This window comes from Streptomyces sp. NPDC059452 (assembly GCF_042750035.1).
Lineage (GTDB): Bacteria > Actinomycetota > Actinomycetes > Streptomycetales > Streptomycetaceae > Streptomyces.
Window position 1 is genome coordinate 164,510 of record NZ_JBHYVE010000016.1, and the last position, 13,856, is coordinate 178,365.

General features: G+C 72.7%; 13 protein-coding genes. 9 read left to right on the top strand and 4 right to left on the bottom strand.

The features are described from left to right. The first annotated feature begins 196 nt into the window (after positions 1 to 196). The 3 genes from ACFW9Z_RS22005 to ACFW9Z_RS22015 all read left to right on the top strand — a co-directional run bounded on the left by ACFW9Z_RS22005 (position 197) and on the right by ACFW9Z_RS22015 (position 3,834). Positions 197 to 775, top strand: a complete 579-nt coding sequence (locus ACFW9Z_RS22005; protein WP_384643465.1) for a fasciclin domain-containing protein — start codon at positions 197 to 199, stop codon at positions 773 to 775. Positions 776 to 949: 174 nt separating this feature from the next. Continuing rightward, positions 950 to 1,465, top strand: coding sequence for a MarR family winged helix-turn-helix transcriptional regulator (locus ACFW9Z_RS22010; RefSeq protein WP_384643468.1), 516 nt, complete (start codon positions 950 to 952; stop codon positions 1,463 to 1,465). Positions 1,466 to 1,698: 233 nt separating this feature from the next. Next, positions 1,699 to 3,834, top strand: a complete 2,136-nt coding sequence (locus ACFW9Z_RS22015) for an MMPL family transporter (protein WP_384643471.1) — start codon at positions 1,699 to 1,701, stop codon at positions 3,832 to 3,834. Here ACFW9Z_RS22015 and ACFW9Z_RS22020 read toward each other — a convergent pair. Beyond that, positions 3,786 to 4,250: a hypothetical protein gene (locus tag ACFW9Z_RS22020; protein ID WP_384643474.1), complete on the bottom strand. Its 465-nt coding sequence runs from the start codon at positions 4,248 to 4,250 to the stop codon at positions 3,786 to 3,788. The two genes, ACFW9Z_RS22015 and ACFW9Z_RS22020, sit on opposite strands and share 49 nt — an antisense overlap. Then, the gene (locus ACFW9Z_RS22025) at positions 4,247 to 4,837 is read right to left on the bottom strand and encodes a DoxX family protein (RefSeq protein WP_384643477.1); all 591 of its coding nucleotides are present in this window, start codon (positions 4,835 to 4,837) and stop codon (positions 4,247 to 4,249) included. The genes ACFW9Z_RS22020 and ACFW9Z_RS22025 overlap by 4 nt, the downstream gene beginning before the upstream one ends. A 340-nt stretch (positions 4,838 to 5,177) precedes the next feature. Here ACFW9Z_RS22025 and ACFW9Z_RS22030 point away from each other — a divergent pair, with 340 nt between their 5' ends. Then, on the top strand, positions 5,178 to 7,193 hold the full coding sequence (locus ACFW9Z_RS22030) for an FAD-dependent oxidoreductase (RefSeq protein WP_384643480.1): 2,016 nt from the start codon (positions 5,178 to 5,180) through the stop codon (positions 7,191 to 7,193). A gap of 99 nt (positions 7,194 to 7,292) precedes the next feature. Further along, the gene (locus ACFW9Z_RS22035; RefSeq protein ID WP_384643482.1) at positions 7,293 to 7,823 is read left to right on the top strand and encodes a PadR family transcriptional regulator; all 531 of its coding nucleotides are present in this window, start codon (positions 7,293 to 7,295) and stop codon (positions 7,821 to 7,823) included. A 3-nt stretch (positions 7,824 to 7,826) separates the two neighbouring features. On the opposite strand, the gene ACFW9Z_RS22040 is transcribed toward ACFW9Z_RS22035, so the two are convergent. Together ACFW9Z_RS22040 and ACFW9Z_RS22045 are read right to left on the bottom strand one after the other, a co-directional pair. Continuing rightward, positions 7,827 to 8,918 carry a hypothetical protein gene (locus ACFW9Z_RS22040; protein WP_384643485.1) on the bottom strand — a complete coding sequence of 364 codons (1,092 nt, stop codon included), beginning with the start codon at positions 8,916 to 8,918 and terminating at the stop codon, positions 7,827 to 7,829. Beyond that, a complete protein-coding gene (locus ACFW9Z_RS22045) occupies positions 8,915 to 9,910 on the bottom strand; it encodes a phosphatase PAP2 family protein (protein WP_384643488.1) in 996 nt (331 codons plus the stop codon). Before ACFW9Z_RS22045 ends, ACFW9Z_RS22040 begins: the two co-directional genes overlap by 4 nt. A gap of 176 nt (positions 9,911 to 10,086) precedes the next feature. On the opposite strand from ACFW9Z_RS22045, the gene ACFW9Z_RS22050 reads away from it, so the two are divergent. The 4 genes from ACFW9Z_RS22050 (at position 10,087) to ACFW9Z_RS22065 (ending at position 13,835) form a co-directional block, all read left to right on the top strand. Next, positions 10,087 to 10,782 (top strand): TetR/AcrR family transcriptional regulator, encoded by a 696-nt coding sequence (locus ACFW9Z_RS22050; RefSeq protein WP_384643491.1) that lies wholly within the window; start codon positions 10,087 to 10,089, stop codon positions 10,780 to 10,782. 271 nt (positions 10,783 to 11,053) lie between these two features. Continuing rightward, positions 11,054 to 11,854, top strand: a complete 801-nt coding sequence (locus ACFW9Z_RS22055) for an SDR family oxidoreductase (RefSeq protein WP_384643494.1) — start codon at positions 11,054 to 11,056, stop codon at positions 11,852 to 11,854. A gap of 59 nt (positions 11,855 to 11,913) precedes the next feature. Continuing rightward, complete coding sequence (locus ACFW9Z_RS22060) at positions 11,914 to 12,939, top strand: SPFH domain-containing protein (RefSeq protein WP_384643497.1); 1,026 nt, start codon at positions 11,914 to 11,916, stop codon at positions 12,937 to 12,939. Further along, positions 12,936 to 13,835: a hypothetical protein gene (locus tag ACFW9Z_RS22065; protein WP_384643500.1), complete on the top strand. Its 900-nt coding sequence runs from the start codon at positions 12,936 to 12,938 to the stop codon at positions 13,833 to 13,835. Before ACFW9Z_RS22060 ends, ACFW9Z_RS22065 begins: the two co-directional genes overlap by 4 nt. The last annotated feature ends 21 nt before the right edge of the window (positions 13,836 to 13,856 follow it).

Here is a 13,856-nt window from a genome sequence, read left to right on the forward strand (position 1 = left end):
TCGAGCGTCGGCGGCAGTCGCGAGCGCTCCCCGGAACTCTTTCTCCATCCCCTTCCCCACCTCCTCGAAACACCCACCAAATTACTTTACCGGGGCTCCGCATTTGACCCGGAACATCTTCTGTGGGCTACTGGTTTTACGGCCCCCCATGCCGTTAGGCGTGAATATCTCACCGCCACTTGCCGGAGGAGACATCATGACCATCACTCGCCTGCAGCGCACCGCTGCGGCCGCCGCCGCACTCGCCTTCCCCGCCTCTCTGGTGTTCTTCGCACCGTCGGCGCAGGCCGAGGCGCCGGCAGAACCGTTCGGTCCGGCCTGTGCCTCCGTCCCGACGGAGGGCGCGGGCAGTCTTGAGGGCATGGCGAAGGACCCGGTCGCCACCGCGGCTTCCAACAACCCCGAACTCTCCACCCTGGTCAGCGCCATCGAGAAGGCCGATCTGGTGGACACCCTCAACAACGCCGAGAACATCACGGTGTTCGCACCGACCAACGACGCGTTCGAGAAGATCCCGCAGGCGGACCTGAACGCGCTGCTCAACGACAAGGAGGAGCTCACCAAGGTGCTGACGTACCACGTGGTGGGCGAGAAGCTGACCACACAGCAGTTGGAGGACGGCACCTACAAGACCCTGGAGGGCAGCGACCTCACCGTGAAGGGGTCCGGTACGGACTTCACGGTGAACGACTCCTCGAAGATCGTCTGTGGCAATGTGCCGACGGCCAACGCCACGGTCAACCTGGTCGACACGGTGCTCATGCCGACGTCGTGACCGGGACCGGGCCATCGTGGTGACACCGCCCGTGCCCATGACCGAGCGTCGTGGTGCTACCGCCCGTGCCCATGACCGGGCGTCGTGGTGACACTGCTCGTGCCCGTGACCGGTGCCCGGACCGCGTGATGGTCCGGGCACCGGCCATGGGCACGGGTTCTATACGCTGAGTACGTGACCAGCGCTGACAGCCGACAGACCCGAGGCGGCGCCTCGGACCCCGAGGCGGCCCCGGAACCCGGATCCGCCGCCGGTCTCCAGGCGTTCGCGGTGGAGCTGCGCCGGATGAACGGCGAGATCAACCGGATGACCCACGGATTCGCGGCGAAGCAGCATCTGCACCCCACCGACGTGACGGCGCTCGCGGCGATTCTCGACGCCCCCGCCCCCCTCACACCGGGCGCGCTGCGCGAGCACCTGGGCCTGACCTCGGGCGCGGTGACCGCCTGTCTCGACCGCCTGGAGCGGGCCGGTCACGTCCGGCGGGCCCGGGAGAGCACCGACCGCCGGGTGGTGCACGTCCACTACGAGGCGAGCGCCCGGATGGCCGCCCGTGACTACTTCATGCCGCTCGCCGAGGCCACCGACCGGGCGCGCGCACGTTTCAGCGAGGCGGAGCTGACGACCGTCCTGCGCTTCCTCTCGGCGATGAACGAGGAGCTGTCCGAGGCGCCTCCGGCGCGTCGCTGAGCTTTTCCGCGCCCGGGTGCATCCATGAGGGGATGGCCCGCCGAAGCACTCCCCGTACGCCCCCCGCCCACCCGGCATCCCCTGAGGGGGACCCGTGCGGCTCCCCCGCGAGCACTGGGCTAATGTATTTCAACAATTGAGATTGTTCACCGTTGAGACGTTGCCAGAAGTCGTCTGAACTCACCAGAAGTCGTCAGAAGCCGTTGAGATACTCCTCGCACCCCGGGAGAGGCATGTTCACCCCTGCACGGTCGGCCCGCTGGCTGATCCCCGTCGTCCTGCTGATCGCCTGGCTCGGCATCGGCGGCGGGCTCGGTCCGTACGCCGGGAAGCTCGGCGAGGTCGCCACCAACGACCAGGCGTCCTTCCTGCCCCAGAACGCCCAATCCACCCAAGTCATCGACGCGCAGAGGGCGTTCCAGCAGAACGAGACCCTCCCGGTCATCCTCGTATGGACGTCGAAGGACGAGGGCGCGCCGGTCGGCGCTGCGCAGCGGGAGGCCGCGACCGGCGCTCTGGCCTCGCTCGCGGACACCGAGGGCGTCGTCGGGAAGGCCTCCCCCGCACTGCCTTCCGAGGACGGCCTCGCGCTCCAGGGCATCGTGCAGCTGAGCCCGGACCTGGGGGACGAACTGCCGACGGTGCTGGCGGAGGTCGAGAAGGCCGGTGCGGAAGTGCCGGACGCGACCGTGCAGTTGGCGGGACCGGCCGCGAGTCAGGCCGATCTGTCGGACGCGTTCGCGGGCATCGACGGGCTGCTCCTCGCCGTGGCCCTGATCACGGTGCTCGTGATCCTGCTGCTGGTGTACCGCAGTGTGCTGCTCCCCTTCCTCATCATCCTCGGTGCCGTGTTCGCCCTGGGGCTGGCCTGCGCGATCGTCTACGTGCTCGCCGACCACGACATCGTGCGGGTGGACGGCCAGGTGCAGGGCATCCTGTCGATCCTGGTGATCGGCGCCGCGACGGACTACGCGCTGCTGCTCACCGCCCGGTTCCGGGAGGAACTCGCCGTCCACGGCGACCGGTTCGCCGCGATGCGGGTGGCGCTGCGCGAGTCCTTCGGGCCGATCACGGCCAGCGCCGCGACGGTGGCGGCGGGTCTGCTCGCCCTGCTGCTCAGCGATCTCACCAACAACCGGGCGCTCGGTCCGGTGGGCGCGATCGGCATCGTCTGCTCGGTCCTGAGCGCCCTCACCTTCCTGCCCGCCGCCCTGGTACTGCTGGGCCGTAGGGCGTACTGGCCCGCGAAGCCCAGGTCCGCCAAGGACGCGTCCGGAGCGCACGGCATCTGGGACAAGGTCGCGGCCCTGGTCGACCGGGCCCCCCGCAAGGTCTGGGCGATCACGCTGGCCGCCCTGATCGCCTGCGCCGCCTTCGCCCCCACGCTCACCTCCAAGGGCGTGCCGCTCGACGAGATCTTCGTCAACGACGCCCCGTCCGTGGCCGCCCAGCAGACGCTGGGCGAGCACTTCCCCGGCGGCTCCGGCAATCCGGCGGTGATCATCGCGGCGGCCGACAAGCTGGACGAGGTGAGCGAGGCCGCGACCCGTACGGACGGCGTGGCCTCGGTCGCCCCCGTAAGCGAGGGCGGCCGCCCGGGCGGCGAACCGCTCGTCGTCGACGGCAAGGTCCGGATCGACGCGACGCTGGAGGACGCGGCCGACAGCGACAACGCCAAGGAGACGGTCGCCGCCCTGCGCGAGGCGGTCCACGCGGTGCCGGACTCGGACGCGCTGGTCGGCGGCTACACGGCCCAGCAGTACGACACCCAGCGCACGGCCGAGGACGACCGCACGCTGATCGTGCCGGTGGTGCTGGCGATCATCCTGGTGATCCTGGTCTTCCTGCTGCGGTCCCTGCTGATGCCGGTGCTGCTGGTGACCACGGTCGCCCTGAACTTCCTTGCCACGCTGGGGATTTCCTCACTGGTCTTCACCCATGTGTTCGGCTTCAGCGGTACGGATTCCTCGGTGCCGCTGTACGGGTTCGTGTTCCTGGTCGCCCTGGGCGTCGACTACAACATCTTCCTGATGTCCCGGGTCCGCGAGGAGTCGCTGCGCCACGGCACCCGGGAGGGCATCCTGCGCGGGCTCACCACGACCGGCGGGGTCATCACGTCGGCCGGTGTCGTGCTGGCGGCCACCTTCGCCGCGCTGGGTGTGATCCCGCTGGCGTTCCTCGTGCAGATCGCCTTCATCGTCGCCTTCGGCGTCCTGCTGGACACCCTGGTCGTCCGCTCGCTCCTCGTCCCGGCGCTGGTCAGGGACATCGGGCCGAAGTCCTGGTGGCCGGGCGCGCTGAGCCGCGAGGACGTAGGCGGTCAGCGCAGGGCGGCGCCCGGCGCCGAGGCCCCGGCCGAGGGCCGGTAGGCGCACAGCGCCCAGATCACGAAGATGTCCAGCCCGATCATGAGCACCGACCACACGGGCGCGTACGGCAGGAAGAGGAACTGTGCGAACAGGGCGAGGGAGGCGATGACGACACCGGCGAGCCGGGCCCACCCGGCACCCTTGAGGAGCCCGGCGCCGGTGATCGCGGCGCAGCCGCCCAGCACCAGGTGGATCCAGCCCCAGCTGGTGAGGCTGAACCGGTAGAGGTAGTCGCCGACCGCGCCGTAGACATCGCTGTCGGCCAGGACGGCGATGCCCTGGAGGGCCGCGACCACCCCCTGGCACAGCAGCAGCACTCCGGCGAACAGCACCCCTCCGGTGACCCAGGCACTCTCCGGGTCGGGCACCGGAGGGGGGCCGGCGGAGCCGTCGTACAGGCGCGGGTCCTCGCTCATCGCCCCGCCTCCTGCCCCTTGTCGGACTCCCCCGCGCCGGACTGTCCTGCTCCGGACTGTCCTGCTCCGGACTGCCCTGCGCCGGACTGCCCCTTCGCGCGCTTGCCGACCACCGCGGCCGCCGCGGCCGCGCTGCCCACGAAGGCGAGGGCGACCATCCAGGGCCGGTCGAAGATGTGGCAGGTGACGTGGTCCACGGAGTACCGGCCGGGGCCGGTGAGGCCGACGGCGGCGGCCGTGAAGCCGAGGAAGGCCGGGTACTCGTAGCCGCCGCCCTGGGCGAAGAAGCCCGCCGGGGCGTGCACGGCCACCGCCCCCGCCATCGCCCCGGCGGCCGCGGCACCCGCGGCGGGGGTGGCGAGCCCGAGGGCCAGCAGCACCCCGCCGCCCGCCTCGCCGAGCCCGGCGGCGACGGCGCTGTGCCTGGGCGGGTGGAAGCCCATGGCCTCCATCGCGGCCGTGGTGCCCTGGATGCCTCCGCCGCCGAACCAGCCGGCCAGCTTCTGGCTGCCGTGGGCGGCGAGCACCGCTCCGGTGCCGACGCGCAGGGCGAGCAGGCCGAGATCACGCCGGTTGACGCAGACCATGAGGACTCCCGGGATGAGGGGACTGTGGGGGGGGTGGCAGGGCTTGTGGGGGTGTGGCGGGGCTGTGGGGGTGTGGCGGGGCTGTGGGGCGGGCTGTGGCTACGGGTCCCACTCTCGTCGGCCGCCGGTGGGCGGGCCCGGCCGAGTACGCCGTACGGGGCACGAGCCCGGCGCCGCAAGGCCCGCAGCGCGCGCAAGGCCTGTAGCACCCGCAGTGCCCGGAGTACCCGTTGTGCCTGGAGTGTCCGCAGTGCGACACAGATCATTGTGCAACTTGTTGCATAAGCGGCTCGCGGTGGTCTACAACTGACGCGACGACCCCGTGCGGAGGAGACCCCGGATGAGCCTGTACCCCACCTTGCTGAGCCCGCTCGACCTCGGGTTCACCACCCTCCCCAACCGGGTGCTCATGGGCTCGATGCACATCGGCCTGGAGGAGGCCGAGCGCGGCTTCGAGCGGATGGCGGCCTTCTACGCGGAGCGCGCCCGGGGCGGCGTCGGCCTCATCGTCACCGGGGGCATCGCCCCCAGCGAGCGGGCCTGCTCCTTCCCCGGCGGGGCGAAGATGACGACCGAGGCGGAGGCGGACCAGCACCGCGAGATCACCTCGGCGGTGCATGCGGCGGGCGGCCGGATCGCGATGCAGATCCTGCACTTCGGCCGGTACGCGCACCACCCGGACCTGGTGGCGCCGAGCGCGCTCAAGGCCCCCATCAGCGGGTTCACCCCGAACGCCCTCACCGACGAGCAGGTCGAGGAGACCATCGAGGAGTTCGTCCGGGCGGCCGAGCTGGCTCGGTACGCGGGGTACGACGGCGTCGAGATCATGGGCTCCGAGGGCTATCTGATCAACGAGTTCATCGTCTCCGCGACCAACCACCGCACCGACCGCTGGGGCGGCAGTTACGAGAACCGCATCCGGCTCCCCCTGGAGATCGTGCGCCGGGTCCGCGAGCGGGTCGGCAGCGACTTCATCCTCATCTACCGCCTCTCCATGCTGGACCTGGTGCCGGGCGGCTCGACGCTGGAGGAGGTCGTGACGCTGGCGAAGGAGATCGAGGCGGCGGGCGCGACGATCATCAACACCGGCATCGGCTGGCACGAGGCGCGCATCCCCACCATCGCCACCTCCGTGCCGCGCGGCGCCTTCACCTGGGTGACCGAGAAGGTGCGCGGGGCCGTCTCCGTACCGCTGGTGACGAGCAACCGCATCAACACCCCCGAGGTCGCCGAGGAGATCCTCGCCTCGGGCCGGGCGGACATGGTCTCGATGGCGAGGCCCTTCCTCGCCGACCCGGAGTTCGTCGCCAAGGCGGCGGCGGGCCGGGCGGACGCGATCAACACGTGCATCGGGTGCAACCAGGCGTGCCTGGACCACATCTTCAGCCTTCAGATCACCTCCTGCCTGGTCAACCCGCGCGCCTGCCACGAGACCGAGCTCGTCCTGAGCCCCACCCGGACCCGTAAACGCGTCGCCGTGGTCGGCGCCGGTCCGGCGGGGCTCGCCTGCTCGGTCACGGCGGCCGAGCGGGGGCACGCGGTGACGCTGTTCGACACGGCGGACGAGATCGGCGGACAGCTCAACGTGGCCCGCCGGGTGCCGGGCAAGGAGGAGTTCAACGAGACGCTGCGCTACTTCCGTACGCGGCTGGCGGAGCTGGACATCGAGGTGCGCCTGTCCACCCGGGCGGACGCCGGGACCCTGGACGGGTTCGACAAGATCGTGCTCGCGACCGGCGTCGAGCCGCGTACCCCCGCGATCCCCGGCACGGACCACCCGAACGTCGTCAGCTACCTGGACGTGCTGCGCGACGGGGCACCGGTCGGCGACCGGGTTGCGATCGTGGGCGCGGGCGGGATCGGCTTCGACGTGGCGGAGTTCCTCACCGACGGAGGGGACGCGCCGAGCCTGGACGCGGAGACGTTCTTCCGGCAGTGGGGCGTGGACACGGCGTACGAGGAGCGCGGCGGGCTGCGCACCCCCGAGCGCCCCAAGGTGCCCCGTACCGTCCACCTGGTCCAGCGCAAGACCACCAAGGTCGGCGCGGGCCTCGGCAAGACGACGGGCTGGATCCACCGCACCGAACTGCGCCACCGGGGCGTCGAGATGATCGCGGGCGCCTCCTACGACCTCATCGACGACGAGGGCCTCCACCTCACGGTCGACGGCGAGCGGCGGGTGCTGCCGGTGGACACCGTGGTGCTCTGCGCGGGCCAGGAACCGCGCCGCGAGCTGTACGAGGAGCTGCGCGCGGCGGGCGGCCCGGTCCACCTGATCGGCGGCGCGGACGTGGCGGCCGAACTGGACGCGAAGCGGGCGATCCGCCAGGGCACGGAGCTGGCCGCGGCGCTGTGAGCCGTGGCGCTGTGAGCCGTGGTGCTGTGAGCCGTGGTGCTGGGGGCGGTGAACTCCTGTCCTGCGGCCCTGTGAGCCCTCGTCCTTAGGATGCACGTCATGTCACTGCCGCACGCGATTCTCACCGCTCTGCTGGAGAAGCCGTCCTCGGGTCTCGAACTGACCCGCAGGTTCGACCGGTCCATCGGCTACTTCTGGTCCTCCACGCACCAGCAGATCTACCGCGAGCTGGGAAAACTGGAGCAGGCGGGACGGATCAGGGCGCTGCCCACGGCGGCACCGGCCCGGGGCCAGAAGAAGGAGTACGAAGTCCTCCCCGCCGGCCGCGAGGAGCTGGCCGCCTGGGTGGCGATCCCCGAGGACCCGCGCCCGGTCCGCGATCCGCTGCTGCTGCGGATGCGGGCGGCGGCGGTCGTCGGGGTGAACGGGATGGGGGCGGAGCTGCGCCGCCATCTCGCCCTGCATGAGCGGCAGTTGGCGGAGTACCAGGGGATCGAGGAGCGGGACTTCACCCCGGCGCCGACGACGGACGAGGGCCGGCTGCGGTATCTGGTGCTGCGGGGCGGTATCGACCTGGAGACGTTCTGGATCGGCTGGCTGACCCGGGCCATCGCCGACCTGGACGGCTGACCCTTACGGGAGGGACCGACCGACCGCCCGTACGGTGAGGGGTTCCGCGCCGAACGGCGTACCGTCCACGGGGCGGGGGCGGCCGATGACGGCCCGGGAGGGGACCGGGCCGACGGGCACGGGGCTCTCGGCCGTATCGCGTCCCGGGTCCGCGTTCTGTGCTCGGGCCGGGGCCGGGGCCTGGCTGCTGTCGGTGCCACGCGCCTGGGCCTGGGCCTGACCGCCTGTGCCTCGCGCCTGCGCCCGGCGCTTCGGGCCGTTCTCCGTGCCGTCCGCCTGGGCCCGGCTGAGCAGGATCACCCCGCGTACGGCCGCCGCCGTACCGGCCAGCGCCAGGGCCAGGCTGACCGGACCGCCCTGGAGGCGTTCGCCGAGGAGGGCCAGGCCGATCGCGGCGGCCGCGACCGGGTTGGCGAGGGTGACGACGGCGAGCGGGGCGCCGAGGCCGCCCCGGTAGGCGGTCTGGGACAGCAGCAGGCCGCCCATCGCGAAGGCGGAGACGAGCAGCGCCACCGTCAGCAGCCGCCAGCTGAACAGCGGGCCGGTGGTGTGGTCGGTGACGGCGACCGTCAGGGTCTGGGTGAGCGCGGAGGCGACCCCGGAGGTGATCCCGGAGGCCGCCGCGTGCCGCAGCCCCGGGCGGGCTCCCGGGCGGCTGAGCCCGGCGACGACCGCCATGGTCGCGGCGCCGACGCCGAGGGCCTCGGGAAGGGTGAGGGTGTCGTGCGGGGCGGAGCCGCCCGCCGTCAGGAGCAGCGCGCCGAGACCGAGCAGGGTCAGGACCGTGCCCCGCCACTCGGTGCGCCCGACCCGGCGTCCGGCGGCCCAGGCCCCGAGCGGGACGGCGGCAACGAGGGTGAGCGCGCCGAGCGGCTGGACCAGGGTCAGCGGGCCGTAGTTGAGCGCGGCGACATGAAGGAGCGCTCCCCCGGCGTTCAGCCCGACCGCCGACCACCAGGCGCCCCGGCCGAGCAGGCGCAGCACCCCGGCGGAGGGCTCGGTGCGCCCGGCCAGCCGGGACTGGGCCACGGCGGCGGCCGCGTAGGCGCCGGCCGAGACGAGGGAGAGCCCGACGGCGATCAGCGTGGCGTTCACCGGACGGCTCCGGGGCCGACGGGGGTGGGTACCGGGAGCGCGGTATCGACCGCATCGGCGGGGGCGGATACCGGGAGCGCGGTATCCGCGGGCGCGCGTGCCGGGAGCGCGGTTTCGGAGACGTACGCCGCCGTCCCAGCCGTCGCACTCAGCTCCACATCCACATCCACATCCGCACCCGCACCCGCACCCGCACCCGGGACGGCGTACGCCGGTACGGACACACCCCCACCCGCCCACGGCAGGTGCGCCGGTACGTTCCTGGCAGCGCGCGGCAGCCGTAGCGCGGCCAACGCCACCGCCAGCAGCGCCACGACCACGATCGCGTCGAGCCAGTAGTGGTTGGCGGTGCCCACGACGACGAGCAGCGTGATCGCCGGGTGCAGCAGCCAGAGCCCGCGCCACCGGGAGCGGGTGGCCACGATGAGGCCGACGGCCACCATCACGGCCCAGCCGACGTGCAGCGAGGGCATCGCCGCGAACTGGTTCGCCATCGTGTCGGTCGCGGGCGTCGCCCCGTACACCGTCGGCTCGTACACCTGGCCGGTGTCGATCATTCCGGCCGCCGGGAGCATCCGGGGCGGGGCGAGCGGGAAGAGCAGGTGCAGCACGAGAGCGGCGCCGGTGAGGACGGCGAGAATGCGGCGCGACCACAGGTAGTGGAGCGGGCGGCGCCAGTAGAGCCAGGCCAGGAAGAGGGCCGTGGCGGGGAAGTGCACGGCCGCGTAATAGGTGTTCGCCGCGTGGATCAGCGTCTCGCTGTGCAGCAGTACGGCCTGGACGGCGCCCTCCCCCGGGAGGCGCAGGGCGCGCTCCAGGTCCCAGACGTTCCCGGCGTTGCGGAACGCCTCCTCGACATGGCCGTTGGCCGCCCGGCGGCCGAGCTTGTAGGCCAGGAAGAGTCCGGCCACGAGAAGGAACTCGCGGACGAGGGGCGGTCGGGCACGTATGTCCGGCTCCTGGTCCGTGGGCTCGGTGCGGGCGTACGTCACCCGGTGCCCCCTTGGATGCGAAGCGGTATCAGGACGGCACGGTCCACTCCCTGCCGAATCGATACGCCAGTGTACCGATACGTTGGCGTATCGGTACACGCACGTATCGGTACACCTGCGTATCGGTACACTGACGTATCGAGAACCTCGCCGCACCGCCGCAGGAGGGACAGTCCATGCCGCCGCCCGATTCCGTACGGGAGCACGGTTCCGCCGAGGAGCCCGCACCCGCCTCCGTACCGGAGTCGGCTCCCGCTTCCCGCCGGTCGAAGATCACCCCGGAGCGGGCGCAGGAGCTCTACACGGCGGTGCTGGACCTGTTGCGGGAGAGCGGTTACGAGTCGCTGACCATGGAGGGTGTCGCCGCCCGCACCCGCTGCGGCAAGTCGACGCTGTACCGGCAGTGGGGCTCCAAGCCGGAGCTGGTCGTCGCCGCGCTGCACGGCACCCGGCGGATGCGTCTGCCGGACATCGACACCGGAACGCTCGCCGACGACCTGCGCGAGGCGGCCCGGGCGATCGGCGAGGCCTCGGAGCGCGACACCCCGCTGATGCACGCGCTCAGCCATGCGGCGCTCCAGAGCCCCGAACTGCTCTGCGCCCTGCGCGAGGCGCTGATCGTGCCGGAGATCGCGGCGATCGACGCGATGGTCCGGCGGGCCCAGGCGCGCGGCGAGATCGCGGCCGACCTGCCGGGCGCGGAGTACGTGGCGGCCCAGCTGCTCGGTGTGATGCGCGCCCGGCCCCTGCTGGAGGGGCGGTACGCGGACGCGGCGTACCTGACCAGGTTCGTCGAGAAGGCGATCCTGCCCGGACTCGGACTCGGGCTCGGCCCTGGACTCGGACTCGCGGCGGGGGCGCCGGAGTCCTGATGGACACGGACCCGGGCAGCCCCGGGTCCACACAGACGTGGACCGCCCGCCCCAGCGGATGGGGACGGTCCACTCGGCGCCGCACCGTGGGGACGGGGGCGGCGCACCGCCCGGCCGGCCGGTGACCTCTTCGGAGCTCACCGGCCGCCCGTGTTTCCGGTCCGACCCTCCCCTTTCCGGTCCGACCCTCCTCGACGCCCCTATCGCATCTAACAAGCGATGGGTAGATTTCGCGCACGCGCACCGAGGCGCCACCGGCGAGGGGCGGACCATGGAGCTGGGCAACCCGATCGACCTCACCGGGCGGGCGGCGATCGTCACCGGCGGCACCAAGGGCATCGGCGCCGTGATCGCGGAGGCCTTCCTCGCGGCGGGCGCGGAGGTCATGGTCTGCGGGCGCACCGCCCCCGCCACGCCGCCCTCGGCAGACGGGCGCCGGGCGGCGTTCCGCCCCACGGACGTACGGGACCCCGCCGCCGCTGCCGAGCTGGTGGCGGCGGCCACCGAGCGGTTCGGCCGGCTGGACGTCCTCGTCAACAACGCGGGCGGCTCCCCCGACGCCGACGCGGCGACCGTCTCCCCCCGCTTCGTCGAGAAGGTCGTCGCCCTCAACCTGCTCGCCCCCTTCTACGTGGCCCAGGCCGCCAACCTGGTCATGCGGGCGCAGCCGGAGGGCGGCAGCGTGATCAACATCGGCAGCGTCTCCGCCCATGACCCGCAGCCGGGGACCGCCGCCTACTCGGCCGCGAAGGCGGGCCTGCTCGGGCTGACCCGGGCCCTGGCCCTGGAGTGGGCGCCGAAGGTCCGGGTGAACCACATCACCGCGGGACTCATCCGTACCGCGAGCGCCACCACGCTGTACGGGGAGGACGGCGGCGCGGCGGTGGCGGGCATCATCCCGATGGGGCGGCTGGCGCTCCCGTCGGACGTGGCCCGCGCCTGCCTCTGGCTCGCCGGACCTCATTCCTCGTACGTCAACGGGGCCGACCTCGCCGTACACGGAGGCGGCGAGATCCCGGCCAGGCATCTGTCGGCCCGCCGAGCCACCACACCCCCCTTCTCGTCCTCTTGACGATAGGGACCACCACCTCTTATCGTCATGCTGACGAGATAAATGCGAGGGGGGTCTCCATGGCCGACATCACCAGGCGCTTCGGCTGGCGCCATCTGCGCTCCGCGCCCACCGCCCACATCCGCCACCACAAGCGCGGCGAGCTCGCCCACGACGGGCGCGGGCTCAGCTTCTGGTACCGGTCGCTGTCGGCGGCGCTCTCCGAAGTCCCGGTCGACGACCGGGAGCTGGCCATGGCGTTCCACGCCCGTACGGCGGACTTCCAGGACGTCACCGTGCAGGCCACCGTCACCTACCGGGTCAGCGACCCGGCCCTGGCGGCCGACCGGCTCGACTTCTCCGTGGACCCGGACACCGGGAGCTGGCGCGGCGCCCCGCTGGAGCAGATCGCCACACTGCTCACCGAGACCGCGCAGCAGCACACGCTGGACGTGCTGGCCCGCACCCCGCTCGCGGCGGCCCTGGTGGACGGGGTCGCCTCCGTACGGGAACGGGTCGCCACCGGTCTGGCCGCCGAGCCGAGGCTGCCCGCCACCGGGATCGACGTGGTGGCCGTGCGCGTCGTCGCGATCCGCCCCGAGGCCGAGGTCGAGCGCGCCCTGCGCACCCCGGCGCGCGAGCAGATCCAGCAGGAGGCGGACCGGGCCACCTACGAACGGCGGGCCGTGGCCGTCGAGCGCGAGCGCGCCATCGCCGAGAACGAGCTGGCCAGCCAGATCGAACTGGCCCGGCGCGAGGAGCAGTTGGTCGACCAGCGCGGCACCAACGCGCGCCGGGAGGCCGAGGAGAAGGCCGCGGCCGACGGCGTACGGACGGAGGCCGAGGCAGCGCGCAAGGTGCGCCTGGCGCGGGCGGAGGCCGAGGCGGCGCGCGAGACGGGTGCGGCGCGCGCCGAGGCGCAGGCCGCCTGGCTGCGGGTGCACGGGGAGGTCGATCCGGCCACGCTGCACGCCCTGGCGGCGACCCGGCTCGCGGAGAACGTGCCGCGCATCGAGAGCCTCACCCTCTCCCCCGACGTCATCACCGGGCTGCTCGCGAAGCTCGGGCGTCCGGAAGGCCGACCGGAAGGCGGGGCGGGAGCGTGAGCCTGGCGCCCCGGGCGGTGCTCGTGCACCGCAGGACCGAGTACGAGGAGCTGCTCGCCCGGCACGGCACGCACGGGCAGGCCGCGTTCTTCCTCTCCAGCCGGGGCCGCTCGATCGACGAGGTGGCCCGGCGCCACCAACGTACGCAAGAGGCCCTGAGAGACGTGGCGGCGGCCGTGCCGCTCACCTGGCGCTCCACCCGGGTCGAGCGGGCGGACCTGGACCGCTTCCTCTTCGCGCCGGAGGACGTGGTGGTCGTGGTCGGCCAGGACGGGCTGGTCGCCAACGCCGCGAAGTACCTGTCCGGGCAGCCGGTGGTGGGCATCGACACCGACCCCGGGCGCAACCCCGGCGTCCTGGTCCGCCACCGCTGCGCCGAAGCGGCCGCCCTGCTGCGCGCCGCGACGGCCACCGGATCCACGGCCGACGCGCTGACCATGGTCGAGGCGGTCGCCGACGACACCCAGCGGCTGCTCGCGCTCAACGAGATCTACCTGGGCCCGCCCGGCCACCAGACGGCCCGCTACCGGCTGGCCCCCGACGGCGACGGCTCCCCGGCCGAGGCCCAGGCCTCCTCCGGGGTCCTCGTCGGCACCGGCACGGGCGCCACCGGCTGGCTGCGCTCGCTCTGGCTGGAGCGCGGCAGCACCACCCCGCTGCCCGCGCCGAGCGACCCCCGGCTCCTCTGGTTCGTCCGCGAGGCCTGGCCCTCGCCCGCCACCGGAACCTCGCTGGTCTCCGGCGAACTGGGCCGGGGCCAGGGACTGCGGCTCACCGTGGAGTCGGACCGGATCGTGGTCTTCGGGGACGGGATGGAGGCCGACGCCCTGGAGCTGACCTGGGGACAGAGCGTACGGCTGGGCATCTCCGCGACCGCGCTGCACCTGGTCGTCTGAGCGGGACCAGAACCTCGACGT